Genomic DNA, 24771 nt, shown 5'->3' on the forward strand with positions numbered 1-24771 from the left:
AGGCATGAGTCAGACGCCAGCAAGCTGCTTGCGATACGGATGAATCACTGGCAAGCCTTGATGGCTGGTCAAAATCTCAATATCCACGTGATACACTTGGCGTAAAGTATCAGATTGTAATACGGCGCTTGGCATACCCTGAGCATGAATGTGGCCATCAGCTAACAGTAAAACTTCATCTGAGAATTGCGCGGCGAGGCTCAAATCATGCAACACCATAATACAAATCAGTTGGTGCTGCTGAGTATAATGGCTCACTTTGTCCAATAGATTGATTTGATGTGCCATGTCCAGTGCGGAGACAGGTTCATCGAGCAGCAAAATCTTGGGACGGCGCAGTAAGGCTTGAGCAAACATCGCCAGTTGCCGCTGTCCGCCACTCAATAAGTGGATCGGACGATGTGCCAAATGAGAAATATTCAACTCTGCCAATAATTCGACCGCTTCTGTTAATAGTTCATCGCCAATATGACGGCTCAAGGCATCCATGCGTCCGAGCAATACCACTTCAAGGGTAGTCAACTCAGCGTCGGTGTGGCTGTCTTGCGGCATATAGGCAATAGGTTTTCGCCATACATTTAGATGAGCTTTGCTCTGAGCTTTGCCCTGATAGTCAATAGCGCCAGAAAATGCCAACTCGCCAAAAATCGCTTTGAGCAAACTCGACTTACCTGCCCCATTTGCTCCCAAAATGGTGTAAATCTTGCCCGATTCAAACTGGGCATCAATCTCCCTAGCAACGGTGTGCGAGCCATATTGGATAGTTAAACGGTTAAGTTTGAGCATAGCGACTTCTTCTATCAAATTATCAAAAACTAGGGCATGTCTCTACTTAAGCAAATAAACTGCCGAACCAATTCATGAGCTTAGTAAACCACGACACATTTTCAGGGGCGTTTTCAGACATATTGGCAGCCGGATCGGCTTGGGTCGCAGCGGTTGATGCGTTGCCCTGATCTTTTGCTTGAACGTTAGCATTGTCGTCACAAATACTTGCTCCACAGCCTAGCTGGATAAAAAACGTACCGTTAGGCTTGACTGGCAAATACTTTTCGTGAAAATCCATGTATGTTTTTTCAGGGTCGACATCAGCAAAGGCTGTAGGATATAACGCTTTTGCCATAAATTGTGCGGCTGCCAAATCAGACAACGAGCGAGACGTCGTGTGATAAATGCCATATACGCGGTTGTTCTTCACTGCGGGCAGATCTTCCCAACCACTACGGGTGGTAAAGCCTTTTAGACGACGCTGGGCTTCATCAGTTGGGATATCAATTCCCATTGCCATCGCATTAGGCTGTTTCATGCCCACTTCGGTGCCTGAGATCATAATAACGTCAGGTTTACTCACCAAAACTTGCTCGGGGTTAATGACGCCCCAGTCTTCGATGAAGGGTCTACTGATATTATCACCACCTACCGTGTCTGCAATCGCGCCCCACATGTTTTTACCAAAGGTGAAGCTATGCTCTTGCGGACCTTTGTCACCAAACTCCATATAGATTTTGGGCTTAGGTAGCGCTGCGGCTTGTACGCGTTTCTGAATATCTGCGATGCCGTCAGCATATTCTTGCGCCGCTTGGTCAGCGCGTTGCTCGCTACCTGCCAATTGTCCAAAAATCTCGGTGCTTTTGACATGGTTTTTTACCGTTTGGTCATTATAATCAACCACGACAACCGGAATATTTGCCGCTTCAAAACGGGGCATCTCAGCCTTTAGGGTGTCATATTGCCATTTTGCTAACACTACCACATCGGGCTTCATTGCCAAGGTTTTTTCGAAAGAAAACGTGCCTCTATCGATATTGCCAATATCGCCAATGCTATTTAGATTTGGTAATTTTTCGCTATATAATTCCCAACTACCCGGATTAAAATCTTCCCAAAACTCTCGTGAAATACCCACCACCTGCCCAAATTTTTCCGAGCCTGTCGCTGCAATATAATCAGGATAATAGAACCCTAATACCACGCGCTTAGCAGGTACATCGACTTGAACGTCGCGTCCTAGCACATCATTAATGGTTTTGATTTCTGCATGGGCAGTTAACGTCGTTAACATTAAACCTACTGCCACTGTCCCACAAATCCAGTTTTTCATCGCTTAGTCCAAATAATCCAGAATAAAAAGGGTACACCCACAAACGACGTGACAATCCCAACCGGAAACAATGCGCCTGGGACAATCACTTTAGATAACACCGATGAGAATGATAAAAACGCTGCACCTGCGAGCATGGTCGCGGGCAAAAAATAACGTTGGTCTTCACCAACGAGCAGCCGTGCTACGTGCGGTGCCACCAAACCGATAAAGCCAATCACCCCGACAAAGCTAATCGCTGTTGCCGTCATCATCGCCACTAAAATCAAGGTTTTAATACGCAGTCGCGTGATATTGACACCAAGTGCTGATGCCCTCTGTTCGCCCAATCTTAGCGCGGTTAATTTCCAATTGTCGCGCATCAGTAGGGTAATGCAAATGCCACTTACGACAGCGACCACCGACACATTGGACCAAGTAGATTTGGTTAAACTACCGAATAGCCAAAACAAAATTTGCTGGGAGACCTCAGCTGATGCGGTAAATTGCACCAATGACAATAGTGACTGAAAAATGAATAACAGGGCGATACCCACTAATATCAGTGTAGCTGCCGCAAACTGTCGCAATGACGCAAACAAAAACAGCACCGCAGAGGCGATCATCGTCATCGAAAATGCCCCAATAGGCACAGCATATTGTAGTGGCAAACCAAAACTACCAAACGCAATGACTAGGGAGGCGCCAAATCCTGCTGCTGCCGCAAGCCCTAACGTATAAGGACTTGCCATCGGATTATTAAGCAGTGTCTGCATCTCAGCACCACCGGCACCGAGTGACGCCCCTACTAGCAAAGCCATAAACGCAATAGGCAGGCGCAAATCATAAACGATGGTATGCGAGGTATCATCTACACCGCTTAGCTGCAATAGCGAGCTAATCACCTCTCCCATCGGTAGCATGGAAGGCCCTGTCATTACATCCAGCACCAGACCCACGACACACGCTACCGCAAGTGCCAACAACACCAATCGGCGTTTCGATTCTATGCGACGTTGCTGTCGAATGATTTGTTCGCTGACTGATTGGGTCATTTAGTGTCTCAATTACCAAGGTAACCGGAGGCTACCTTTTGTCTTAAAAAATGAGAAGTATAATGCTAATGAGGACTATTCGCAATTAATAGCTTATCTTTCTACGGATCAACCATGCATTTATACAACAAGTGTCATTTTATTCAAAAAAAACGGATAGGCATGATAAGACTGGCGCCTCCTTTTATCACAAAAGAAATTACCAAGACCTACACACCTATCCGAAAAATAATGCGACCAAATTGAGTAAGAAAAAAGAGAAAGCGTCAAACTACTGATAATCAGCAGTTCAGACGATAAAGCAAACTACAAACGCACGCGCGAACCGTTACTGAGCAAGCGATAAGCAATGGTATAAAATATCGCACAGAACACAAAAATCGCTGCCATCGAATACCAGACATTGACATCAGAATAGCCCAAGATACCGTAACGGAACGAGTTGACCATATAGACAATAGGATTCAGTAGCGAGATGTTTTGCCAAAATGGTGATAAGTTTTCCATCGAATAAAACACGCCGCCAAGATAGGTCAGCGGGGTCAATACAAAGCTTGGAATGATAGAGATATCATCAAATGAGCGCGCAAACACGGCATTGATAAAACCGCCGAGTGAGAACAAAATAGACGTACCAAGTACCGTAAATACAGTGACAAATAAATGCTCGATACCAAGGTCAGTGAAGAAAAGCGCGACAATCGAAACAATGACACCGATGGCGAGTCCACGGAAAATACCACCGCTGATATAACCCATCAAAATCGCATGTTTGGAAACAGGCGAGACCAAAAGCTCTTCAATACTAGACGTGAATTTGGCACTAAAAAAGCTCGAAACCACGTTCGAGTAACTGTTGGTAATGATCGACATCATGATCAAACCTGGTACGATAAACTGCATGTAGGGCACACCGCCCATCTCACCCACGCGCGAGCCAATCATTTTACCAAAGATGACAAAGTACAAGCTCATCGTAATCACTGGCGGTAATAGCGTCTGCGGCCAAATACGCAGAATACGGCGCACTTCTTTGAACCAAATAGTACGAAATGCAATCCACTTTTTACTCAGTGACATCGTTTTATTATGATCGATTAGTTCCTGACTCATAATCCCGCCTCCTTCATGCTGTTTGCACTTTCAATATTTTTGTCAACCAAGCGCATAAACAACTCTTCTAGACGGTTGGCTTTATTACGCATACTGCCGACTTTGATGCCTTTATCAGACAACTGATCAAAAACGCCATTTAATGACTCGCCTTCTGTCAAGGTGACTTCTAGCGTCTGCTCATCTGGCTGTGAGATATCTGTCACTCCGGTCAAAGCCAATTGCTCGATGAGCGGCGTCTCTAGATCAAAGACAAACGTCTCTACAGATAACTGCGCCAATAAATCTTTCATTTCTGTATTAATACGAATCTCACCGTGATCCAAGATCGCAATGCGCTTACACAACTGCTCGGCTTCTTCAAGATAATGAGTCGTTAGAATAATCGTGGTATTTTCTTCGATATTGATCTGCTGCATAAATTCCCACATCGAGCGGCGCAGCTCGATATCGACACCAGCGGTTGGCTCATCGAGAATCAATAATTTTGGCTTATGAATCAACGCTCGCGCAATCATCAGACGGCGTTTCATGCCGCCAGACAATTCGCGTGATTTGCTGTCACGCTTATCCCAAAGCCCCAGTGCTGTCAGTAGCCTTTTTGCTCTTGGCTTGGCTTCTTTCGCTGGAATACCAAAGTAACCTGCCTGAGTGATCAAAATATCTTCGACTTTTTCAAACATGTTGAAATTAAATTCTTGTGGTACAACGCCAAGGTACTGTTTGGCAATCGAAGGGTTCTCTAATAGATCGGTGCCAAAAATATGCACACTACCTGTGGTTGGCTTAAATAGTGAGCTAATAATACCAATCATGGTAGATTTACCTGCGCCATTTGGCCCAAGTAATGCAAAAAACCCCCCTTGTGGTACGGTTAAATCAACCCCTTTTAATGCCGAAAACCCATTGTCATAGGTTTTGGATAAGCCTTGGATAGAAAGTGCTGGTACATCAGACATGAAGACCTCTTATTTTTTATCAATTTGTATAAAACACGATTTTAGAATAATAGGCCGTGTTGAACATTCGACTGTCATTATCATAATGGCCTATGCCATATAAAAATGTTCAACACGCTCTACTATCTAGAAGATACTGTGTAATCTCATAAAATGAGGCTACTAATCGCAAATTTCAACTGCTTTATATTTGAAGTACCGTATTAATAATACTCATCATAAAAAGCGCCTATCTCATTACTGAAATAGGCGCTTTATCGATAACTATTGTAAAAGCCAGCAAAGCCGTTAGCAAAAATTAGCTTGCTTCTGCAACCATATAGTCTACAGCGTTTTGGACTTCTTCATCAGGAATGTCCGCGCCGCCTTTAGCAGGCATCGCATTGAAACCGTTGATAGCATGGGTATATAGCGTATCTTTACCTTTCGCGATACGTGGTCCCCAAGCGCCAGCATCACCAAAGATAGGTGAACCTAACAAACCAGCGGCGTGACAAGTATGGCATACCGCATTGTATACTGCTTTACCATCACGAGGACCGTCGCCAGCAGATGGGCCAGATGAGCGTGCTGTTACGTCACACACTTCATCGTCTTCGAAACATACAGTTGCAACAGGTTGAATACGGGCAATCAGATTAGGATACAAAGCAATCAGCTTTTGTACTTGCGGCGTATCTTGCGGAATCGGCTCTTCGTCTGCGGCAGGTGCTGCAGCGGCGGTCTCTTCGCCTTCTGCTGGAGCGGCACCATCAGCAGGTGCAGCGCCATCTGTTGTATCTGCAGCAGCTTGGGGCTCACCACCTAGCGTTTGAGGCGCCTCTTCTACGACTTCTTGGCCTTCTGCGACGTCAGTCACAGTTACAGGCGTGTCGACAATATCTTCAGCTTGGCTCACCGCGATACTAGCGATTCCTAGAATGGCAGCTGCCGATAACATAACTACTTTTCTCATTCGTCACGTTCTCTTATTACGTATACAAGAACTAGCACAGCTCGGACATTCTGTCTGTCCTCCTTTGACGACCTCTAAGTCCTCAATAGCAGACAGCCATCCCGCGTGCCAGCGCACTTGCAATCGGTGATTATAAATATGAATTCTCCCCAACATTATAAGGGAAAAGGCAGGTAAATTGCCATGCTTGTTTAATGACTTGGCTGTTTTTTCTTAAAAAACCTCAATCACGACTGTCATTTATTGGCTTTATGCATTTTATTTGTTAGACTAAGCGGTCTTTATTTCTAGGCACCTTATGCTAGTTATCATGCGCATCTAAGCGTGACAGTCAGACATATCGTTATCATATGCGCTCGTAGCTCAGTTGGATAGAGTATCGGTCTCCGAAGCCGAGGGTCGTGGGTTCGATTCCCGCCGAGCGCACCATTTCCATAATTCCGCATTCTCTGGGTCAAGCTCCAGCTTAGCCTTGTATAGTGTTTCACCCTTATCTAGTCCTAGCATGTCTGCTATTTTCAATATGGTTTCATCATTTGGCTTTCGCTTGTCACCAGCTTTATAGTTCTTAAATTCTGATATTCTGCCAGAAGTTAATCCTATCTTTTCTGCAAGTTTATTTTGTGAACCTGCTCTTATTGATGCCTTTTCAATTAATTGCTTAATCATCGTAAATTCTCCTTTACATACTGCTCCCATTTGGGTAGTATACATGTGTAGGCAATATTTTTTTGTCTGCACTACTCCCAATTGGGTAGTAGCTCCCCAAAGGGGTAATAATTGAATCATATCACTAGGCAGGAGTGACCACAATGAGAGACTTACATTTTAAAACTAAAACTCATCAAGCATGGGCTGGGATTGTTAGCACTGTTGATCGAGGTAATTTTGTTTTTGTACATATTCGCAGTTCTAAGACTGGTAAAGAGTTAAATAATTATAAATTGCCAGCTGATTTAGCTGAACAAGTAGAAAAAATCAAATCATATTCTGCATTGGTGGCATACGCCAAAGCAAACCAAATTACAGACAGCGCAAGTGATGCCCACAGAGGCAGTGATAGCTCGTCTGTACCCTCTTGCCCTGCTCCTGCTCTTACTCCTGCCAAGTCGTCGGAGCAAGAGCGGGGCATCCTTTTTGTAGAAGTAGACACAGTAGGTCGCGGCAAAGACACTGAAATAATCGAAATATCAGTTGTCGATAATACCGAAAACGTCTTGTTTCACTCTCGTGTTAGACCTTCCAAGCCTTACAAAGACGTTCCCATGGGTGAGCCTAGCTTTGCTGAGATATGGCAAGGACTTAGCAACGCCATTGGACGCGCTGACATAGCGTTTTATAACGCTGATTTCACTAAACGCTACATATTGCAGTCAATAGCAAAAGCCTTTGACACGCCCAAACCTGAGCACTTCTATACGTTGTTTCCTTACAACAAAGTTATCTGCGTGGGCGAACGATACAAAGAATTTAACAACTACCGACTAGGCTATTTCTGTAATTACGGCTTGCAGCACATTAACAGCGCTTGCGGTCAGTCGGGGCTATTTTGGAAAGATGTGTCCAATAGTCCATCAGGCAATGCCATTAAATCCGCAAGACTCTGGAAGTATCTAGATCATAAGGCGGTGGCGTAATGAACTATCAGCCCTTTCTAGACATGCACATTCTTGTGTCTGATGATTTATTACAGTCCTTACCTACACTTATTCAAGTGCATGTAATCATATTTTTGTTAGCTGTTTTAGCCGTGCTTCTCACTATTTGGCTCAAACAAAACGTCTAGCAGTATTTAAGCATTAAAGCGTGTCACTGGTGGCAGGACTAAGTGACGACAGGGTGACACGACTTGATTAGCAAGCCGTCTACTGGGGTTACAGTACACAGACGGCAACAGTATGAGTGACACAGCTTTTTAGTGGCGTAGCGGTATATTGGGTGCAAACTGCCCTTGCTCGCGTAGTCCAAAAGCTGTGGCAGGCTGACTGTGTACTGGCGGTGCGTGTTGCCGTAATCAGCCTTGCTGTGGCTTAACACTAAGACTACAGCCCCCTATCGGTGATGGTGTGATGCGAGAGCATAACAACGAAAACGAAGGCGGATCACTCTAGCGGTAAGCTAATCAGCTTATCTCTAGGGTGAGTATTTTCCCCATAGCTCAAATGTTCCGCAAAAGCATATCGAAACGTCTTGTTAGCAGAAACAAAGAAAATTTAATAAAAGTAATGAGAGCAGAGAAGCTGGACTGGTGCGAAGGGTTCTTATTTAACGCAAGCGTTTGGGGCTTTATCCAAACGCTTAGCGGTAAAAAGAACGCGCAGTGACAGTCAGCAAACAACCGAAGGGCGTTAGTGAAGTTTGGGTGTTGCAAGAATAAGTACAGTAAGAAAGGCATTAAGGAGTTTTGACTACTGGCGAACAATTCCCCCACTAGTAATACGGGGGTTAAGTACCCTCTAGGGTTTTCAGTATTCAGTTAAGGCCTTTAAAACTTGTTTTAAACAGTCTTGTTCAGTGGTTAGCAATCTTTTGAGAGAGTACAAAATGACAGATTTTGACAAGAACGCTGCTGAGTATTTGGAACAAACACGCTTGCAACTGGCGCGTAAAGAGAAACTAGCTAAGCATGTCGAGATTCCGTTTTTAAGCGTTTCAAACTCTGCTGAGCAAGTGTTTTTAAACCCTGCCTTAGATGCATCAGCGATTGATCCACGTAAGGCTACCGAAGCGGATTACAGCCAAAGCCACCTACTGAAAGTTGAAGCTGTGATAACTGCTGACGGTGTGCAAGATGAAATGATAAGACGACCATCAGGTCGCAATAACTGCTTCATCGACTGGATAAGCATCACGATGCAGTCAGACACTTTTGATGATGCTAAGACTACAAAGGAAGTGCTCGAACGCTTCCGCCAGTCTGCCATTGTCGATAACGTCGGTGACGTTTTGAAAGACATATTCGGGTTTGGCATTGACGGTGAAAACAAAAACGGTCGTAACTTCTATGATCGCAGTTTTAACCTAAAACATAACTCTGGTTTTGTTTGCATTGGTGGCCAGAATAACACCGTCATGATTTGCATTAACGGCACTGGTTGCACATACGGCAAACACGGCTGGGAAGAACACTTACACGCATGGCTTAACTTGTTTGCTCGTGAATTTAAAATCACTCGTGTTGATTTAGCCCATGACGATTTATATGGCGAATATACAGATATTGACTGGTTTAACAATCAGCACACGATAGGCGGTTTTACTCGCGGTGGTCGCCCTCCTAGTGTCGAATGGCGCGGAGATTGGAAACGACCAAACGGCAAAGGTAGAACGCTATACATAGGCTCTCGTCAATCTGCACAGCTATGCCGAATATACGAAAAAGGCAAACAGCTAGGCGATACAGAATCGAAATGGCTACGCACAGAAGTACAGTATAGCTCACGCGGTATGTTGATTAGCTCTGATGTACTAATTAAGCCAAACGAGTTTTTTAGCGTGACTTATCCCTGCTTCTCTATTTTTGAATTCGAGGGTGAAACAAAGAAATTTGAGCGAATAGATAAGCAAGATTTGATGACTTATCAGCAAGCCATTGATTTAGTAAAAAGGCAATACGGCAGATATCTACACTTTTTCCGCGATGTTTTTGATGACGATACCGCTCTATTGGATGTATTGACAGACATCGAAAATACCGCAATTCCTGAGCGCATAGACGTGCTCACTATCCCAAAACTTAGCCACTAGGCAGGAGTGAATACTATGAATGATGACACTATCGTATTAAACGGCATTACCTATGACGCTGATGAAGTAACAGAGCGCACCCTTGTTATCAAAGGTCAGCAGCCTACTGATTACGAAGATTATAAATTTATTGAGGTTTTAGCCGAGTTAAGAAATAAAAAACCTAACGCTGGTGGTCGTGCTCAAGCGGCTTACCGTTATTCTGATTTAAGCGATCATAACAAGTTTAACGAACACCAATACCCTTACAAAGCCAATGTAAAAATGATTTCTACAGTTGATAAAAAAGGCAATCAGGTTAATGAAATTGTTTGGGTTGATTTTGCCAATATTGAAGAATTAGCGACTATCCCTCGCAAAGAATTAGAAGCCTTTGAGAAATGGAAGGCTCAGACTGCGAATAAACACGCCAATGTTGTTGGAGTTAAATAATCATGGATCCAGTCAAACTATTTATCTACACGTTTGTCATTACTGCTGTGATCGCTGCTGTGGTATGGCTCTTATTCTTTAAGAAGTAACCGAATATGCCAAGCGAAGTATTTGAAGCTGTTTATGTATGTTTACAGCCTAATGCTGACAATCCAGCATTGTGCGACGCTTGGCAACAAGTGCATCAGGGTAACTACATTACACCTGAGCTAGCTGGGCAAATAATAATGTTTGCCTTCATTATCAATATAGTCGTCTACGGCTTTGTTGCCATCAAACGGACTATTTAAAAAAGGAAGTATCGTTATGTTTGGACTTAAAAAAACTGCATGCGGTCAAGAAGTACAACTAGCTGACCAACTAGAAACCAAAAAAGACTATAGCGTTACTGGTCTGACTATGAAGTTTTTACCTGCCACTGGTGCCGTTGGTGCTCTAGCGTTTACCAGTGCCGCCAATGCTGCCGAATTTAGCCTCGATATGGCTACTTTGCTTGTAAATATTGGCGTTGTGATTGCTGCTGTGACTGCGGTTGGTCTTGCGTCACTGTCTCTAGCGTTAACGGTCAAGTCGTTTAAATATGTTAAATCTGCGTTTTAATTAACACTTTTTTAGCGTTACCGCCCTGTCATGGTGTTAGCGCACTCTGACGGGGTTTTTTATGACTGCTCAAGATGGTTTATATCTCATATTCATCATTATATCGTGTTTAGCCATACGCGATTTATTCGCGAGGTTATAACATGCGTAACTTATATTATCTTTTGAAAATGGCTAGATTATCCCTACCGTATAAATTCAGAAAGTATATAACTATTTTTCTGTTTCTGATACTTGGCTTTTTCTTTTTCAAGTCTGCTTTTGCTGTCTATGACCCAAACCCCAAGCATTCAAAATGGTTTCATGACTCAATTGTTAATGATCCGCTGACTAAATCGGCTGTTGAGGTTAAAGCAAGTCGTACTTACCCTGTCACGGTTGTCGATCCTGCTTCTGGTGCTAAAAACACTATAACAAAAACACAGCGTTCTATTATTAAATTAACTCCTTCTGTTTCTTCTGTTAGTAGAAGTCTTCTAAAGGGTGGCGCTCACGCTGCAATTGGTACGGCTCTTTATGCCATCCTTGATAGGGCTGTTGAGTGGGTTCTCGACCCTGAAAATAATAGTATTAAGTTTAAAGTTGAACCTGAACCCACTGAGATCAAACCCACAGATAAAAAAATATGGAAAGCTCCTCCTAGTAAAGATTATATTTATAACAGTCCTGAGGCTGCTGCTCGTGTTGTTTGTGAGTACCGTAAACAGTCGTACGGCAAGCCTTATAAGTCTAATGATTGGCAATATTATGTCCCTTGTAAGCGCTCAGATGGTTCTACTGACATTTGGACTGTTGATGCTATTGCGAACCCAGAATATGACCCCGACGTACTTCCTGAGCCTCAAGAAAGTAGTATCCCTATTGATACCGTTGCTCAGGAAGTTATAGTACAAGCAAATGAAGGTAATGGCGCTGCCCTTGAGGTCATGACTGATGCTGCTTTAGATTCTCTAAATGCTGGTGAGTTTGATTCTCAGTTAGAATCTTCCGCCGATCCTAAACAATTTGGTTCTAATGAGTCTGATCCCTTTGGTGGTTCCTCGCCTACTCCTGATCCTGATCCTGATGGTGGTACTGGTACTACTCCTGATGGTGGTACTGGTACTGATACTCCTAGTCCTGAGCCTGAAGGTGAGTCTTTTCAGTTGCCTCCTTTCTGCTCTTGGGCTACAAAGGTCTGTGACTTTATCGACTGGGTAAAAACTGAGCCACCTGATGATGACGGTGATGGTGATATACCAGTTGACCAACCTGACCCTGATATGCACGTCGGCATTTTAGAACGTTTATATATTGATATGCCTGCTGCGTGTCCTCCTGACCCAATACTAGAATTTATGGGCGCAAAAATCCCCTTTCCCATGTCTATATTTTGCCAATTTGCTGAAATGATGAAACCTTTGATACTCCTATTTGCCTATATAAAAGGGCTTTCTATCATCGGTAATGGCCTAACTTAATCATTACTAAAAGTTATTAAAAAGGCATACCAGGACAGCACTATTAATAACTTTAATTTATAAAAGGATTATAAAAAATGGGCGGTCTAATCGGTTTATTCTCAAAACTATTTAGCGGTTTTTCTAAGACTGGCTTAAAACAGCTCTTATTAGGTGCTGGTATTGGTCTTGCTTCTGCTGGTGTGAGTCTAGTTGTTATCAACTATTTCATATCAAAAATCACTGAAATGACTGGCTCTATTGGTTATGGCGTTGCTGGTTTATTCGGTCTTGCTGGTCTTGATAAAGCATTGTCTATCATTATTGGTGCTTATGTGCTCAAGGCCATGTTGCAGCAAGGGTCTTTATCATTCAAAAAATTAGGCGCGAAGTAAAAACAAATCATATTTTTCGGCAACGAAAAATATGATTTGTTTTTCTGAGTTCCCCAATATTTTAACTGGAAAATATTATGTCAAGCATACTTGGTCGATCTAGCATTTTAGTTACTGGGCTTGAAGGCTCGGGCAAATCCCATTTCATCATGTCTCAAATTAAGCAAATACTTGATACACCTGATAATGAATATGAGATATTTCTAGCAAATGTCGATGGTGTGACCCTCGTTGATGCTCAATTTCATATTGTCCAGCCTGAATTTTCTTGGGTAGAAGATGCCCCAAAAAACAGTATTGTTATTTATGATGAAGCTGGAACGATTGAGCGTTTCAACAATACCAAAACTAAAATTAACAGTCACATTGATGTTGAAACATTGACCATGCGACGACACAAAAACGTCTTAACCATTTTTGTGACTCAAGATCCAAAGCTGGTGCATAGTGGTTTACGTTCGCTCATTAAGTTTCATTTTCACTTTTCAAACCCTTATAGCTCGGGTACTGAAACAAAATGTTTTGTTACGGCTGGCGTTAATGACTCATCACCAAAAAAGACGATCATTGAGGAATTTGATCACAAGTTAGACCCTGCTATTTTTCCACTTTATAAGTCAGTTGATGAAGGTGTTAAGCACGACCAAAAACCAGCTAAAAACAAAAAAGCGCAACTAATGCAGCGAATAGCCATTCTCTGTTTTATCCTTTGCATACCTGTTTTTATAGGCATGTTTTATCTCATTAAAAAGGTCAAAGATGACCAATTCGACACTGATAACGTCAATGCAAAAGTGAATAGCACGATAACAGACAAGGCAAAGGATTTTACCGATAAGGCGAACCCAACAAACGGCATGAATACGGCTGGTGATACCAACCTACAGCAAAACAATTTAGACGCTGTACGCTCATTGGAGCTTTATGAGCAACGACTGCCCCAAGATTATAGAGTAACCGTAAATAATGAAGATTTGCGCGTGAGTGGCGTTGTCATGATGGGTGGTAGCTGCAAGGCATACAACGGTCATGGTGAATTTATCAACATATCTCAGTCTGAATGTGTCAATTACACTCAAGTTGCTGGAGCAATGCCAAAAGCCAATAGAAATGGCCAACGGATTATTACTGAAAATAATTCTACTAATTCAAGCGGTAACAGTGACCAAGCTGGTATAGCTCAACAAAATTATAACAGCGGCTCTAATGAAGCTATAGCAAACCCTGCACCAATTCCAGAAGTCTGAATTTAATCTTAATTCGTCCAATGTCGGACGATAAAAAGAGATTAAAAATGTTTACTAAATTATCAGAAATCATTGAGTATTACCAAGAGTACCATTTGACTAAAAACAAGTATCAATATCGAGCGGATAACCTCCGCTTTTTTGATGCCTATGATTTAGCAGACTTGAGAAAAAAAGACGTAAAAAAGTATGCACAGCTAAGACGCTCTAAAGTCTCCAATGCGACAATAAATAGAGAAGTCAGTTTTGCAAGGGCTGCAATTAATCGTGTTATAGATGACTATGATACAAAATTGAATAATCCGTTCGAGAAGGTTAAATTTATTGAAGCGGACTATATAGCAAATTACCTAAATCGACAGCAGTATGAAAGGCTCTTGAAATCTGCATTACAGACAGATAACCATGATCTACATGATTTTATCGTACTGCTCACAATGACAGGCTGTAGGCCTATAGAGTTGCTAACTTTGAAATGGTCAAATGTACACTTAGATAAAAGACAATTTATAGTCCGCAATCATTACAGCAAGTCAAAGCGCACCATGTACAAGTATCTAAATCAGACCGCATTTGATGTGTTAAAAAATAAAAGTCATGACGGTGATTATGTCTTTACCAGTCCTGTCACTGGTGATAGGTACACGACTTTTACCAAGACGTTTGCAAGGTGCAAAAAACGTGCTGGTGTAGATTGTACAATGTACGATTTAAGGCACACATATGCGTCATGGCTGGTTCAAACTGGTGTTGGCATATATACGGTTAAAGATTTATTAGGGCATGGTGACATTGATAGTACAATGCGCTATGCTCACTTGGACTATGCCCACTTGGTAAGTGCGGTTGACTTGATAAATTAGGCTTGGCGCTATGGAATATGTTAATTGGGAAAGGTTTGAACAAGTAAAATGGTTAATTAAAATCTTTCTAGTTTTTCTAACTATTCCTGCTCTTTCTTGGTGGTGGAATTACATCAAGGGTTTCTTCATTGAGGATGATAATTGTTGTCCTCATTGTCATATTCATATAGATGAGCCTGAACCAGATCCTATTTATGCTCCTAAGCCTAATCCGTCACCTGATTTAAGCGGTGGCGGTATGGCTGTGCCACCGATGCAAATACCTGAGAGAGAGAAAGAATATATTGGACGAAGATAAGGGCAGCCTCCGAAGCCGAGGGTCGTGGGTTCGATTCCCGCCGAGCGCACCAATCATCGTATTTGCACATAACCTCCCATTACCTCCTAAGCCTTTAGACCTCTACCTTAAAAGCTTTATATCTTTCAAGATTACTTGCCATTACCTAGCAGCACCTATAGAATGTTGTTAAATATGTTGTTAAAAACATTTAACATCTTGTGGTGATGTCATGATTAAAAGAAAAGACTATCAACTGACCGATGCTGGCGTGAAAGCAATCGCCAAACAACCAGTGCCCGATAAGATCACCCGTCACAGTGATGGCAACAGCCTATATCTGATACAGCACCCTAACGGCTCATTGTTTTGGCAAATGTCATACCGCTATCAATCGGACAAAGATATTAAGCCCAAACAGAAAACCTATCAAATCGGTATATATAAATCATCTAAGCAAATCATTGACCCATCATTCAAGCCGCAAATATCGCTAAAACAAGCGCGGCTAGCACGTGATAAAGCTAAGGCACTTCTTGCTGATGGTATTGATCCCACCGAGCACAAGAGCCACTTAAAAAACAACTATGAACAAAGAGATTTGTTTAAAACCATAGCAAAAAGCTATCTAGACGAAAAATCAGAAACCACGTCAAAGAATGTACAAAAGCTGCAAGGTTTTTTGGATAACCATATTCTGAAACGTTTGGGCTCATACCCTATTGGTGCTATCACTGCGCAAGACGTGATTAAAACCGGACTAGATATTCAAGCAGAATTCGAGAAGCAAGGAAAATACACGTCAGAGACTGCTCATAAGTGCATGGGGCTCATTAGCTCAATTTTTGAACATGCCATCAATACTTTAGGCTATGACATTATTAACCTAGCCAGCGGACGTAATAAAGCACTGAGACCGCACAAAGCCAAGCGCATGAAAGCCGTTGAGCAACACCAATTCCCCGAACTCCTACGTAACATCGATAACTACATAGAAAAGCACCCAAACGGGCACCAGCAAACAGTGGCTGGCTTGCAGCTAATGACTCTATGTTTTGTGAGAACGAAAGAGCTAAGGTTCTTTGAATGGTCAGAAATTGATTATCATAAAAGCGTCTGGCGTGTACCAGCCCATAAGATGAAGATGCGACAAGAACATATCATCCCCCTATCACCACAAGCAGTAGCTATCATCGAACGTATGCGACCACTGACGGAACGAACAGGTTATGTCTTCTACAATTTTGAGAGCAGCAAACCATACAGTGAGGTCTGGTTCAACCAAGCATTGAAACGAATGGGCTATACAGGTGACCCCTACCCCAAGATGACTGGCCACGGTTTTAGGCAACTTGCCAGCACGGGATTATATGAGCTGCAGTTCCCTGAGAACATCATTGAAATACAGCTTGCCCACCTTGAGCAATCAAGCGTCAAAAAGCGTTACGACTTGTCAGCTCATCTACTCGAACGGCAAGTAATGATGAACCAATGGGCCAACTATTTAGATGATTTACGTGCTGGCAAGGCTATTAACTTTGATTTGTTAACGCCTGATAAAGTAGAAGAGGAAATACAGATTAGGAATAAGCAAGCGACTGATATAGCTGTGCATGATAAGGACGCTCTGATAAAGAGCTTGAAAGCACAAGGGATATCAAAAGAAGTTTTAATGAAGCTTGCAGAGCAGCTTTAACGAATACCGTTAGTCATTAAACTAGCAAACCAAACTTGATAGCGTCAATCGTTATTGATACAAATTGCAAGGCTAGGGCTGATCCCCCGAAAGATGGTTATTCACACCCTTAATCCATCATCGCCTTGCTCCTATTATAGTTAAGGGTGTAAGGGTGTGTACCGTGAGTTTAATAAATAGGCTTATAGAGCCTATGAAGGATTATATTAGTTTTAGAGACTTTATCTTTCATCTCTCAAGTGTTAATGATGAGCCGCTGTATGAAGTGGTCACTTATTTACTCCATCATGACTTAAATAGTATTAGGTTTTATAATATTGATACAGATTATAAAATCATTAAATTTGAACCTTTTGAATTTGATTCTATCAAGGAGTTTTTAAAAGAAGTGCAAGACGCCCTTGCGATTAGTGCTTGTGACTGGGTATTCAGTAGTAGTGAAAGCTTAGATGAATTAATTGAAACTGATAGAAGACTGCTAACGACTACTGTTATGAAAGCTATGCACTGTTTTTTTAAAAGGTCAGAGCTCTTGAGTTTTGAGCCTTTAAATGGGTTGCTGCATTTTGAGGATGTTGATGTTAAGCGTAAAGTGGTAAATAAGAGTTTTGAAAACCCAATTGATAGGCTAATTGAAGAGAACCGAAGAAAATATATTGCTGTAAGTGATTTTGTAAATAATTTGAGCAAGTTTGGAAGCTTTGGAGCAGGAAGTCCCTTAAAGATCACTGTTAAGCAAATAATTGAGGATGCCACGCTAAATAATATTAATTTATATAAATTAAGAGAGACAGAATATTTATTAGTTTCTCAAACTGATAGTTTTGAATACAAAGATTCTGCTGAGATATTACGGAGTTTTTACAATGTTTTAGATAATAGCCAAACGGGTATAGTATCGTCGGACAGAGAACTATTCAGAGATTTCTACTTTGCATATTCAGAAGTAGCACATCTAATTAGTTCAAACTCTAAAGCGGTTGAAAAAGAAAGTTCAATTCATATTGATGACCAATCATCTAATAACAATTCAAAGCCATCATATGATAGTTCTGTGATTAATAATTTGGGTGAAAACCAGAGGCTATTAATAACTTATTCGTCCTTCACTGTATCAGATATGACCTGCTTAATCATTGACGAGAACCCTGCTTGCATTAATAGCAACGCTAATTATTTGATGCATCAGCGCATGATTTATAAAGCTATTAAAGCTGGTTCCTTAATCCTAAATGATTCAGATGAGATCCCAGTAAAAGAGGTCAAGACATGGCTAGCGAATCACAGTTTTATTTACAAAGGCTTCAACGATAATCTATCCAATAATAATGACAAAACGGGAGTAGCAGTAGTGGGACATGCCGAGCGTAAAAGCTATGAGCAGCTTGTTGAAGAACTGGCAACCGCTAACAATAGAATCAAACAGCAGGACCTACATATACAAAGTCTTAAAGAAAAGCTAATTCAACCATCAAATATGAAATCAACGCAACTTTATGACTGGCAAGGAATGAGCCAATACAATTACCCTCCCGAACTTCATTTAGCCTTAATGATATGGGAAAAAAGTTATATCTTGAATGAGATTGATAATCCCCATATGAAAGACCATTCTCAGCGATTTAATACTATTGCTGAAAAAATGGGACTAAATCAGACCATTCATGGTGCCGCACTATTCAATAGGTTAAGTAAAATAACTAACCCACAAATCAACAAACAGAAAAATGACGTTGAAAAATTTATAGAAATTAAAGGACTATATATCAAAGACTTAACCGAGGGTAACCCCCAACGGTAACCCTTGACGGTAACCCATTGCTTAAGGGGTTACCCTTTGCAGTAACCCCACCAATAAAAGTTATATTCACCTCATAGCAGGGCATTACCGTCCATTCCTTCAAATGCTACGAGGTGAAATACTATGACATTAAGCGACCGATATCTAAGAATGGCAGATCTTGCCAATCAACCCGAGCGTAAAGCCAAGACTTATACCACTCGCTCAGGCCAACAACGTAACGTAACCGCCAAGCCTGCCACACGTGGTATTACTGGCTTCTCCATTAAACACATCTATCATCTGATCAAAAACGACCAATTCCCGGCTCCGATAAAAATTGGACATGCCAGCGTTTGGCGCTTATCTGAAATAAATGAATGGTTGGATAGTCATAGCACAGCTACCAGTAGCGAGGCATAACGATGACTAATCCACAGCAAACACCTTCAAAAACACACAGCGATACTATCAAATCTCACTTGCTTGCTGGCGAGTTCATATCCACTTGGCAAGCGTATCAGCAATACAACATTACTTGCTTAGCTCAAAGGATTCACGATTTGAGAAATGCAGGCCTACCTATCAAAAGTAAGATAGTCACGCGTGATGGTAAACGGTTTAGCAATTACTGGATAGATAGCGACGTTATTCAAAGCTACCAACAAAACCCTAGTAGCAGCATTGATAAGTCAGTAAAAAGCGAGGCTCCCCATGATGTTAAGTAATTGTATTCGACATGATCAATCTATAGAGTGGCAGTATGGCTCAAATTATGAAAATAATGACTCAAATTTGAGTCCTTATAGCACTAATTCGAGTCAGAACAATGATAATTTGAGTTTTCTCAACACAATTCAGGGTCTCGCAAAACGTATAGATTCAGATTTTTTATTTTCTGATGTAACACAGGATATTACCCATTTTTTGAAAGCGGCGGCTCTATCTGTCAGAAAGCTTGAGCTTGCCTACTGCAAGCTAAATAGTAATGATTGTGACATTAACCTCTTTACAATAGACGATAACAAGCGCTATCATGGTCTCACTACTAATTGTTCAGCGGCAAAGCCAAGCCGTCATTCACTGGCTATTTTTATGTCTAAAATTTGTCTGACTAACTATCAGCGATTTACTAATGACATAAATACGAATATTTCTGCACTGCAGACAAGTCATAAATATAGTACCGATACCATCGGTGCGAACATCTATGACGGGTTAAGTGGGCCGAATAAAATACCCCTTGTGGGAAATAAGCCCCGCCGTCTGAACACGGTAGTTAATAACCTGTCACCCTTTTTTTTGGGCGGCAACAAACTAACTAAATGTTCAGGAGCTATCCGTAATGGGTAATTCAATCCGCACGACCTCAAAAACTGCTACCCCCACACTAACTACCAACCAAGCTATTTTTGCTATTGGTGATGTTGTTCTGTGTCCATCATTAAGTGATCAGTCTTTTGAACTGACTGCCGACCCCTATGGTGAGCGTGACAAGTTAGCGCTCACGTACGATGGCAGCCATTTCTATTATGATGCGCAAGGCTATTTTGTCAAAGCATCTGATACAGAGACAGACGACTATCAGCCAAGCCTATTTCCTGACACGCAAGCTAACCGCCAAGCAATCGCCACCTTATATGGCTTACCTTCTAAAACCTTAAACTCTACTTCCAAATCAAACCAGCGCAAAATAATTGATACTACTGATGCCAGTGATAGTGATGTGGTTCTACTTGAACCCTCAAAGTTGTCTAACAATGCTTGTGAAGTGCATGGAGCGGCCGAGGTACTGGATGACATTTCATCTTTACTTGGACTTATCTACAGAGGCAAAATTGATCAAGAAAATGCCAAATCATTAGCGCGATTAACACAAGTTGCGGCTGACACATGGTCGGAAATACTCTATACGCAAGTAGACAAAATGAACGAGATATTAGCTCTTACTAGTTTCAACAAGGTGGGAGAATAATATGACAACACTAAATCGCCAGACGCCTACCAATAACCGTGATCAGCGCAAAGTAATCGACATAACTGAAATAGACGATGACGAGGTAATCATACTACCTACAATCATATTATCCGATATTGCGTGCGAGATCAGCGGTGCGATTAATGTGCTAAACGACATCGGCAACATCCTACACCTTATCCAACAAGATGAAGCCAGCTCAAGACAAGCATCATCTATGGCCCGTCTAACAAATGACGCCACCGACCGATGGACCGCGATACTTGGTCATCAACTGGACGCTATCAATGACGCAATGACGCAATCAAAATTTGCCAAGGTGGGTGAATAACATGGAAGCACTTAATCAAGCAGCATCCGATGCCGCCTTCGCTAAAGAAGTAGAAATACAGCGCCTTTCATGGTTCGACGCGTTGTTCACTACTATTAAAGATGATCTTAAAAGTGGTGATATCCAAAAAGCGCAAAAACTTGCCGACCTTGGGCAATATTTAGCGCAAGACTTTCAACATTATTCAGAAGATGATTTGGCTGGCCTGAACCAAGAACAAGAGGTGGCATTGTGAAAAATAGCTACCCATCTAAGCAAAGCCGCCGCCATGCGAAGCGTAAGAGCTACTTCAAAAATTACCGCGCTACTCGTCAGCCTTCTAAGCAAGACCTTAAGCAAATAAGCAAGCAGGGAGGAAGCGATGACTACCCTACTGCATAAAACGAACAACCACAAAAAAGCCCGAGCGATTCGCTCAGGCTTCTTGGGACTGATAAATACTTTCGTGCTAACTCCAGGGCAAGGACTAGCAGACAAGCGAACATCATTCAGAACAGTGGCTAAACACCACGAGAATGATGATAGCACACCTGTTGGCGACTTGGCACCCATTCAAGCGCGAAAACCTATGTTGATATGGTTTTTGGTGCGCAGCCAAGCAGGAGGTATGTGATGCACTACTACCCTCACCATATAGCAGACTTTAATAATGCTACGCGGCATTTAGGGCGTCTTGAGCGTTCTGTCTATCGTGATTGCATTGAAATGTACTACGACAATGAAGGTCCTTTAGATGGAACGGACTTGGAACGTCTCCAGAGACGCTTACTTTGTCACAGTGACGCGGAAAAAGTCGCACTTGATTTTATCCTCAGTGAATTTTTTGAGGAGGAAGGCGGTATTTACATGAATGGTCGCTGTGATAGGGAAATAGTCGCTTATAAATCTAGGGATAAAGAAGCGTCAAAGAAGCAGGAAGCAGCCAATGAACGTAAGCGGCGCTACAGGGATGATAGACGCGATATGTTTGCAGGACTACGCAGTGTGGGCGTCATACCAAGTTTTAATATAAAAATGGATGACTTGCGCGCCCTTTATTCTGAACATTGTCAGGCAGATGAAGGCTCCCAAAAATGTGACGTAAATGGAACGTCTCGGGAACGTCTCGCGGACGCAAGTGGCACGACTAAAATAGAACCAATAACTAATAACCAAAAACCATTAACCAATACTAATGGCGATGGTGAAAAAGTCCTGAATATACCGTTTGATACTTTTTGGAAGACCTATGCAAAATCAGTAGCTAAGGATAAATGCGAGGCTAAGTGGAAAACTCTTAGCAACAAGGTACGTGAGCAGATCATGCAGCACCTGCCAGCCTATGTTGCTTCAACACCAGTTAAGAAGTTTCGCAAAGACCCATACACTTATTTGAATAATAAGGGCTGGCTAGACGACATCATTGTTGATGAGCCAGGTATTAATCAGCAGCCAAACCCGTCCTACAGCAGCATGAATGTAAATGCCAAATATGAAGATCCAGATTATGACCCTTTGGACGGGTTATCCAGCAGAACAGGAGCACCTAATGAAGATTATTAAAGAATTGTCACGAATCGAGTTAGGTACAACGGTTATTCGTGAGGTATTAACTGATTGTGATGTTCATGGGCAGACAACCCATAGAGAGATAGCGGGCAAGATTAGCTGCTGTCAGTGTAACGAAGAGAAGCGTGTTCGTGACAATGAGAACCGCCTAGAAACTGACCGCAGTATCATGAGAGCGTTAATGCTAGCCAAAATGAAAAATAAGGGCGTGAGCGCTAATATGGGTCGATTCAGTGAATGGCGGTATGACACGGTAAAGGGCGAAGACCAACGCGCCAAAATCACCGAACTGCAGCAGTACAGCAAAACCATCGATAGCAATTCTCGCAACATCGTTATTCTTGGACCTACTGGCACAGGCAAGACGATGTTGGCCAATGCAATCGCGGTCAATCATTACTTGGTCAAAGAGCAGGCGCTACCAAGCGAGTTTAAGAGCTACAACCAGCAGGATTTTTATGATCATACTTGCGAGCTGATAACGTCTTTTGATATTGGCGCACAAGCAAGAGGCCACTGGGGTAATTACCAGGTGAGCGAATATGATTACGTTCAGGAGCTTGCTGCAAATGAGTTGTTGATTATTGACGACTTGGGAGCGGGCGACGGTCACGAAAAAGACCGCGCGCGCATTGCCCAGATAATCGCCTTACGTTACAACCGAGCGCCGACCATCATAACCACCAATATGGACATTAGGGGCCTACGTGAGTTCTTGGGCGATAGAGCGTGGGACCGATTACAGCAGAACCTATTGGTGATGCATTGCGACTGGGGTAGCTATAGAACTCAAACGTCAGACATTCAGATTGCAGGAGTCGCCCAATGATTAATGATAAAAAGAGATTTATCCAAGTTGAGCAATGCGTACTTAATCAGCTGCTTGGTAAAGAGGGTGCATTTGATATAGTCAGCGACGTTGTTATTACTCAGGACTTTGAAGCAGCAAGGCATCAGGTTATCTATCAGGCAATCAGTGATTTGGCAATGGACAGCAAGCCTTATGACGAGGTTATGGTGGCAGATCTTCTAGAAGAGCGTAACCAGCTCAATGAAGAATGTTGCCCAGCCAGTTACTTTGCTCAAATGAACTTGGTGCCAAGTATTGCTTTCAGTAGTTTGCGCAATCATGCCCAGTTAGTGAAAAGCCGTTCAATTCGTAGGCAGTCTATTGCTCAGATGATGTACGGCATACAAAAGCTTGAAGAGGGCGACAATCAGACCATTGAGGTTAACAACGAGGTTATGAGTGCTATTGCCAACCTTGAAGTGGGTGACACTGACAACAGCTGCTCTCGTGTAGGCGAATTGATGGGCGGAATGATTGAACGTATCGCAGCTGCTAGAGATGGCGTTAACAACTTCATCTCTACCGGCTTCCCAGAGCTTGACAATCTGATGATGATCGATGCTGGTAACTTGGTCGTAGTTGCTGCTCGCCCTTCAATGGGTAAGACGGCTTTAGTTATGAACTGGCTGTCACATATTGCCAAGTACCGAGAAGGTGAAGCGGTATTCTTTAGCGTAGAGATGCCACAGGAGCAGGTCATGGACAGGCTTGCCAGCGCTGAAGCTAAAGTTGAGCTTACTTCTATCAGGAAGGGTCAGCTAAGTGTGGATGAGTGGGCACGAATGCAGCGCTTTGTCTCAGACCAAGAAAGCATGCCTTTAACCATCGTGGATGAAAAAGACATCAGCATTGCGAAGATACGCACCCACTTGAACCGCATCAAGCGTGAGGCTGGCGGTAAGCTATCTGCGATTGGTATTGATTACCTGCAGATAATGGGCGGGCTTGATGGTCAGTACAAGATTGATAATATCGGCAAGGTCACTCGCACGCTAAAAGCATTGGGGCATGAGTTTGGTTGCCCCGTGTTTCTACTGTCCCAGTTGAGCCGTGATGTTGAGAAGCGACCAAATAAGCGCCCTATCATGTCTGATCTACGCGATTCAGGCACGATTGAGCAAGACGCTGACCTTATCACTTTCATTTACCGTAATGACTATTATGAACAGAAAGAGAAAGGCGGTAGCGCCAAGCTTGATGGTTCAGCAGAGATTATCTTGGCTAAGAGTAGAAACGGACCGACTGGCACCGTAAGACTGGGTTTTGAGGGGCAATACGCACGCTTTGCCAATTACATGCCAATGATGAGTGATTTAGAAGATATACCAGAATATGGTAGCAGTCACTCTTGATTAGTAAGCATAACCAGCCCTACCCTTTTCGTAAACATCTCAATACAACAAAGGTGTAATAAAAACCGCCCACG

29 protein-coding genes and 1 tRNA gene are annotated in these 24771 nt (G+C 42.5%); 24 read left to right on the top strand and 6 right to left on the bottom strand.

Annotation, left to right across the window (positions count from 1 at the left end; translation table 11 throughout):
- Nucleotides 1-9 precede the first annotated feature (9 nt).
- From ACTXGK_RS27115 to ACTXGK_RS27140, 6 genes are all read right to left on the bottom strand, one after another.
- Nucleotides 10-786 (bottom strand): ABC transporter ATP-binding protein, encoded by a 777-nt coding sequence (locus ACTXGK_RS27115; RefSeq protein WP_443517461.1) that lies wholly within the window; start codon nucleotides 784-786, stop codon nucleotides 10-12.
- Between the two features lie 46 nt (nucleotides 787-832).
- A complete protein-coding gene (locus ACTXGK_RS27120; protein WP_443517462.1) occupies nucleotides 833-2101 on the bottom strand; it encodes an ABC transporter substrate-binding protein in 1269 nt (422 codons plus the stop codon).
- The gene (locus ACTXGK_RS27125; RefSeq protein ID WP_443517463.1) at nucleotides 2098-3135 is read right to left on the bottom strand and encodes a FecCD family ABC transporter permease; all 1038 of its coding nucleotides are present in this window, start codon (nucleotides 3133-3135) and stop codon (nucleotides 2098-2100) included. Before ACTXGK_RS27125 ends, ACTXGK_RS27120 begins: the two co-directional genes overlap by 4 nt.
- A gap of 306 nt (nucleotides 3136-3441) precedes the next feature.
- Nucleotides 3442-4215: an ABC transporter permease gene (locus tag ACTXGK_RS27130; RefSeq protein WP_057762348.1), complete on the bottom strand. Its 774-nt coding sequence runs from the start codon at nucleotides 4213-4215 to the stop codon at nucleotides 3442-3444.
- 29 nt (nucleotides 4216-4244) lie between these two features.
- Nucleotides 4245-5207: an ABC transporter ATP-binding protein gene (locus ACTXGK_RS27135; RefSeq protein ID WP_443517464.1), complete on the bottom strand. Its 963-nt coding sequence runs from the start codon at nucleotides 5205-5207 to the stop codon at nucleotides 4245-4247.
- A 298-nt stretch (nucleotides 5208-5505) separates the two neighbouring features.
- Nucleotides 5506-6147 (bottom strand): c-type cytochrome, encoded by a 642-nt coding sequence (locus ACTXGK_RS27140; protein ID WP_443517465.1) that lies wholly within the window; start codon nucleotides 6145-6147, stop codon nucleotides 5506-5508.
- Between the two features lie 367 nt (nucleotides 6148-6514).
- Here ACTXGK_RS27140 and ACTXGK_RS27145 point away from each other — a divergent pair.
- The 24 genes from ACTXGK_RS27145 (at nucleotide 6515) to ACTXGK_RS27260 (ending at nucleotide 24697) form a co-directional block, all read left to right on the top strand.
- A tRNA-Arg gene (locus tag ACTXGK_RS27145) sits at nucleotides 6515-6591 on the top strand.
- Between the two features lie 383 nt (nucleotides 6592-6974).
- The gene (locus tag ACTXGK_RS27150; protein WP_443517466.1) at nucleotides 6975-7799 is read left to right on the top strand and encodes a hypothetical protein; all 825 of its coding nucleotides are present in this window, start codon (nucleotides 6975-6977) and stop codon (nucleotides 7797-7799) included.
- A 265-nt stretch (nucleotides 7800-8064) separates the two neighbouring features.
- Nucleotides 8065-8196, top strand: a complete 132-nt coding sequence (locus ACTXGK_RS27155; RefSeq protein WP_443517467.1) for a hypothetical protein — start codon at nucleotides 8065-8067, stop codon at nucleotides 8194-8196.
- A gap of 510 nt (nucleotides 8197-8706) precedes the next feature.
- A complete protein-coding gene (locus ACTXGK_RS27160; RefSeq protein ID WP_443517468.1) occupies nucleotides 8707-9909 on the top strand; it encodes a replication initiation factor domain-containing protein in 1203 nt (400 codons plus the stop codon).
- A gap of 15 nt (nucleotides 9910-9924) precedes the next feature.
- Nucleotides 9925-10341 (top strand): hypothetical protein, encoded by a 417-nt coding sequence (locus tag ACTXGK_RS27165; RefSeq protein ID WP_443517469.1) that lies wholly within the window; start codon nucleotides 9925-9927, stop codon nucleotides 10339-10341.
- 95 nt (nucleotides 10342-10436) lie between these two features.
- Nucleotides 10437-10631, top strand: coding sequence for a hypothetical protein (locus ACTXGK_RS27170; RefSeq protein ID WP_443517470.1), 195 nt, complete (start codon nucleotides 10437-10439; stop codon nucleotides 10629-10631).
- Between the two features lie 16 nt (nucleotides 10632-10647).
- A complete protein-coding gene (locus tag ACTXGK_RS27175; protein ID WP_443517471.1) occupies nucleotides 10648-10941 on the top strand; it encodes a hypothetical protein in 294 nt (97 codons plus the stop codon).
- A 143-nt stretch (nucleotides 10942-11084) separates the two neighbouring features.
- Complete coding sequence (locus ACTXGK_RS27180; RefSeq protein ID WP_443517472.1) at nucleotides 11085-12401, top strand: virulence factor TspB C-terminal domain-related protein; 1317 nt, start codon at nucleotides 11085-11087, stop codon at nucleotides 12399-12401.
- A 77-nt stretch (nucleotides 12402-12478) separates the two neighbouring features.
- Complete coding sequence (locus ACTXGK_RS27185) at nucleotides 12479-12775, top strand: DUF2523 family protein (RefSeq protein ID WP_443517473.1); 297 nt, start codon at nucleotides 12479-12481, stop codon at nucleotides 12773-12775.
- Nucleotides 12776-12852: 77 nt separating this feature from the next.
- Nucleotides 12853-14022: a zonular occludens toxin domain-containing protein gene (locus ACTXGK_RS27190; protein ID WP_443517474.1), complete on the top strand. Its 1170-nt coding sequence runs from the start codon at nucleotides 12853-12855 to the stop codon at nucleotides 14020-14022.
- Between the two features lie 47 nt (nucleotides 14023-14069).
- Nucleotides 14070-14885: a tyrosine-type recombinase/integrase gene (locus tag ACTXGK_RS27195; RefSeq protein WP_443517475.1), complete on the top strand. Its 816-nt coding sequence runs from the start codon at nucleotides 14070-14072 to the stop codon at nucleotides 14883-14885.
- A 10-nt stretch (nucleotides 14886-14895) separates the two neighbouring features.
- The gene (locus ACTXGK_RS27200) at nucleotides 14896-15183 is read left to right on the top strand and encodes a hypothetical protein (RefSeq protein WP_443517476.1); all 288 of its coding nucleotides are present in this window, start codon (nucleotides 14896-14898) and stop codon (nucleotides 15181-15183) included.
- Between the two features lie 211 nt (nucleotides 15184-15394).
- Nucleotides 15395-16858, top strand: a complete 1464-nt coding sequence (locus ACTXGK_RS27205) for a tyrosine-type recombinase/integrase (protein ID WP_443517477.1) — start codon at nucleotides 15395-15397, stop codon at nucleotides 16856-16858.
- Nucleotides 16859-17021: 163 nt separating this feature from the next.
- Entirely contained in the window at nucleotides 17022-18659 is a 1638-nt protein-coding gene (locus ACTXGK_RS27210) for a hypothetical protein (RefSeq protein ID WP_443517478.1), read from the top strand.
- Nucleotides 18660-18782: 123 nt separating this feature from the next.
- Entirely contained in the window at nucleotides 18783-19061 is a 279-nt protein-coding gene (locus ACTXGK_RS27215; protein ID WP_443517479.1) for a helix-turn-helix transcriptional regulator, read from the top strand.
- Nucleotides 19062-19063: 2 nt separating this feature from the next.
- Nucleotides 19064-19366, top strand: a complete 303-nt coding sequence (locus tag ACTXGK_RS27220; RefSeq protein ID WP_443517480.1) for a helix-turn-helix domain-containing protein — start codon at nucleotides 19064-19066, stop codon at nucleotides 19364-19366.
- Complete coding sequence (locus ACTXGK_RS27225) at nucleotides 19353-19991, top strand: hypothetical protein (protein WP_443517481.1); 639 nt, start codon at nucleotides 19353-19355, stop codon at nucleotides 19989-19991. The genes ACTXGK_RS27220 and ACTXGK_RS27225 overlap by 14 nt, the downstream gene beginning before the upstream one ends.
- Nucleotides 19984-20613, top strand: coding sequence for a hypothetical protein (locus tag ACTXGK_RS27230; protein ID WP_443517482.1), 630 nt, complete (start codon nucleotides 19984-19986; stop codon nucleotides 20611-20613). Before ACTXGK_RS27225 ends, ACTXGK_RS27230 begins: the two co-directional genes overlap by 8 nt.
- 1 nt (nucleotide 20614) lies before the next feature.
- Nucleotides 20615-20947: a hypothetical protein gene (locus tag ACTXGK_RS27235; protein WP_443517483.1), complete on the top strand. Its 333-nt coding sequence runs from the start codon at nucleotides 20615-20617 to the stop codon at nucleotides 20945-20947.
- Nucleotide 20948: 1 nt separating this feature from the next.
- On the top strand, nucleotides 20949-21182 hold the full coding sequence (locus ACTXGK_RS27240; RefSeq protein WP_443517484.1) for a hypothetical protein: 234 nt from the start codon (nucleotides 20949-20951) through the stop codon (nucleotides 21180-21182).
- Between the two features lie 126 nt (nucleotides 21183-21308).
- Nucleotides 21309-21560 carry a hypothetical protein gene (locus ACTXGK_RS27245; RefSeq protein WP_443517486.1) on the top strand — a complete coding sequence of 84 codons (252 nt, stop codon included), beginning with the start codon at nucleotides 21309-21311 and terminating at the stop codon, nucleotides 21558-21560.
- Entirely contained in the window at nucleotides 21560-22489 is a 930-nt protein-coding gene (locus ACTXGK_RS27250) for a YdaU family protein (RefSeq protein WP_443517487.1), read from the top strand. Before ACTXGK_RS27245 ends, ACTXGK_RS27250 begins: the two co-directional genes overlap by 1 nt.
- Nucleotides 22476-23324 (top strand): ATP-binding protein, encoded by an 849-nt coding sequence (locus tag ACTXGK_RS27255; protein WP_443517488.1) that lies wholly within the window; start codon nucleotides 22476-22478, stop codon nucleotides 23322-23324. Before ACTXGK_RS27250 ends, ACTXGK_RS27255 begins: the two co-directional genes overlap by 14 nt.
- Nucleotides 23321-24697 carry a replicative DNA helicase gene (locus tag ACTXGK_RS27260; protein ID WP_443517489.1) on the top strand — a complete coding sequence of 459 codons (1377 nt, stop codon included), beginning with the start codon at nucleotides 23321-23323 and terminating at the stop codon, nucleotides 24695-24697. The genes ACTXGK_RS27255 and ACTXGK_RS27260 overlap by 4 nt, the downstream gene beginning before the upstream one ends.
- The last annotated feature ends 74 nt before the right edge of the window (nucleotides 24698-24771 follow it).

Source organism: Psychrobacter sp. T6-5 (assembly GCF_052258485.2).
Classification (GTDB): domain Bacteria; phylum Pseudomonadota; class Gammaproteobacteria; order Pseudomonadales; family Moraxellaceae; genus Psychrobacter.

Excerpts from the sequence above, each read along its gene's own strand:
- ACTXGK_RS27115 (WP_443517461.1), bottom strand. The coding sequence starts at position 786 with ATGCTCAAACTTAACCGTTTAACTATCCAATATGGCTCGCACACCGTT.
- ACTXGK_RS27120 (WP_443517462.1), bottom strand. The coding sequence starts at position 2,101 with ATGAAAAACTGGATTTGTGGGACAGTGGCAGTAGGTTTAATGTTAACG.
- ACTXGK_RS27125 (WP_443517463.1), bottom strand. The coding sequence starts at position 3,135 with ATGACCCAATCAGTCAGCGAACAAATCATTCGACAGCAACGTCGCATA.
- ACTXGK_RS27130 (WP_057762348.1), bottom strand. The coding sequence starts at position 4,215 with ATGTCACTGAGTAAAAAGTGGATTGCATTTCGTACTATTTGGTTCAAA.
- ACTXGK_RS27135 (WP_443517464.1), bottom strand. The coding sequence starts at position 5,207 with ATGTCTGATGTACCAGCACTTTCTATCCAAGGCTTATCCAAAACCTAT.
- ACTXGK_RS27140 (WP_443517465.1), bottom strand. The coding sequence starts at position 6,147 with ATGTTATCGGCAGCTGCCATTCTAGGAATCGCTAGTATCGCGGTGAGC.
- ACTXGK_RS27150 (WP_443517466.1), top strand. The coding sequence starts at position 6,975 with ATGAGAGACTTACATTTTAAAACTAAAACTCATCAAGCATGGGCTGGG.
- ACTXGK_RS27160 (WP_443517468.1), top strand. The coding sequence starts at position 8,707 with ATGACAGATTTTGACAAGAACGCTGCTGAGTATTTGGAACAAACACGC.
- ACTXGK_RS27165 (WP_443517469.1), top strand. The coding sequence starts at position 9,925 with ATGAATGATGACACTATCGTATTAAACGGCATTACCTATGACGCTGAT.
- ACTXGK_RS27170 (WP_443517470.1), top strand. The coding sequence starts at position 10,437 with ATGCCAAGCGAAGTATTTGAAGCTGTTTATGTATGTTTACAGCCTAAT.
- ACTXGK_RS27175 (WP_443517471.1), top strand. The coding sequence starts at position 10,648 with ATGTTTGGACTTAAAAAAACTGCATGCGGTCAAGAAGTACAACTAGCT.
- ACTXGK_RS27180 (WP_443517472.1), top strand. The coding sequence starts at position 11,085 with ATGCGTAACTTATATTATCTTTTGAAAATGGCTAGATTATCCCTACCG.
- ACTXGK_RS27185 (WP_443517473.1), top strand. The coding sequence starts at position 12,479 with ATGGGCGGTCTAATCGGTTTATTCTCAAAACTATTTAGCGGTTTTTCT.
- ACTXGK_RS27190 (WP_443517474.1), top strand. The coding sequence starts at position 12,853 with ATGTCAAGCATACTTGGTCGATCTAGCATTTTAGTTACTGGGCTTGAA.
- ACTXGK_RS27195 (WP_443517475.1), top strand. The coding sequence starts at position 14,070 with ATGTTTACTAAATTATCAGAAATCATTGAGTATTACCAAGAGTACCAT.
- ACTXGK_RS27200 (WP_443517476.1), top strand. The coding sequence starts at position 14,896 with ATGGAATATGTTAATTGGGAAAGGTTTGAACAAGTAAAATGGTTAATT.
- ACTXGK_RS27205 (WP_443517477.1), top strand. The coding sequence starts at position 15,395 with ATGATTAAAAGAAAAGACTATCAACTGACCGATGCTGGCGTGAAAGCA.
- ACTXGK_RS27215 (WP_443517479.1), top strand. The coding sequence starts at position 18,783 with ATGACATTAAGCGACCGATATCTAAGAATGGCAGATCTTGCCAATCAA.
- ACTXGK_RS27220 (WP_443517480.1), top strand. The coding sequence starts at position 19,064 with ATGACTAATCCACAGCAAACACCTTCAAAAACACACAGCGATACTATC.
- ACTXGK_RS27225 (WP_443517481.1), top strand. The coding sequence starts at position 19,353 with ATGATGTTAAGTAATTGTATTCGACATGATCAATCTATAGAGTGGCAG.
- ACTXGK_RS27230 (WP_443517482.1), top strand. The coding sequence starts at position 19,984 with ATGGGTAATTCAATCCGCACGACCTCAAAAACTGCTACCCCCACACTA.
- ACTXGK_RS27235 (WP_443517483.1), top strand. The coding sequence starts at position 20,615 with ATGACAACACTAAATCGCCAGACGCCTACCAATAACCGTGATCAGCGC.
- ACTXGK_RS27240 (WP_443517484.1), top strand. The coding sequence starts at position 20,949 with ATGGAAGCACTTAATCAAGCAGCATCCGATGCCGCCTTCGCTAAAGAA.
- ACTXGK_RS27245 (WP_443517486.1), top strand. The coding sequence starts at position 21,309 with ATGACTACCCTACTGCATAAAACGAACAACCACAAAAAAGCCCGAGCG.
- ACTXGK_RS27250 (WP_443517487.1), top strand. The coding sequence starts at position 21,560 with ATGCACTACTACCCTCACCATATAGCAGACTTTAATAATGCTACGCGG.
- ACTXGK_RS27255 (WP_443517488.1), top strand. The coding sequence starts at position 22,476 with ATGAAGATTATTAAAGAATTGTCACGAATCGAGTTAGGTACAACGGTT.
- ACTXGK_RS27260 (WP_443517489.1), top strand. The coding sequence starts at position 23,321 with ATGATTAATGATAAAAAGAGATTTATCCAAGTTGAGCAATGCGTACTT.